This window comes from Shouchella oshimensis (assembly GCF_002019765.1).
GTDB lineage: Bacteria > Bacillota > Bacilli > Bacillales > Bacillaceae_D > Shouchella > Shouchella oshimensis.
On record NZ_KV917380.1, the window covers coordinates 2,138,710 to 2,139,475 of the forward strand.

Here is a 766-nt window from a genome sequence, read left to right on the forward strand (position 1 = left end):
GTACGGGAGCTACTGGCGCTACTGGAGTCACTGGGGCTACTGGCATTACTGGAGCTACTGGAGTTACTGGTGCCACCGGGGCTACTGGAGTTACTGGAGCTACTGGTGTTACTGGGGTCACTGGAGCTACTGGAGTTACTGGTGCTACTGGTGCTACTGGTGTCACTGGAGCTACTGGCGTTACAGGGGCTACTGGCATTACCGGAGCTACTGGAGCCACTGGTCCTACAGGAGCTACGGGAGTTACGGGTGCCACTGGGGTTACGGGAACTACTGGCGTTACTGGTCCTACAGGAGTTACAGGAGCCACTGGGGCTACTGGCATTACTGGAGCTACTGGAGCTACTGGAGCTACTGGAGCTACTGGAGTTACAGGGGCTACTGGCATTACTGGAGCTACTGGAGCTACTGGAGTTACAGGGGCTACTGGCGGTACGGGAGCTACTGGCGTTACCGGGGCTACTGGAGCTACGGGTGTTACTGGAGCTACTGGAGCTACTGGCGTTACCGGGGCTACTGGAGCTACTGGCGTTACCGGGGCTACTGGAGCTACGGGTGTTACTGGAGATACCGGAGCCACTGGGGTTACCGGGGCTACTGGACCTACTGGAGTAACAGGGGATACTGGCATTACTGGAGCTACTGGTGTTACTGGAGCTACTGGCGTTACAGGGGCTACTGGCATTACCGGAGCTACTGGAGCCACTGGTCCTACAGGAGCTACGGGAGTTACGGGTGCCACTGGGGTTACGGGAACTACTGGCGT

1 protein-coding gene is annotated in these 766 nt (G+C 57.8%); it reads left to right on the plus strand.

The features are described from left to right. Positions 1-766: hypothetical protein (locus tag BK583_RS21460; protein ID WP_180316905.1), on the plus strand; the 766-nt coding region annotated here is incomplete at both ends.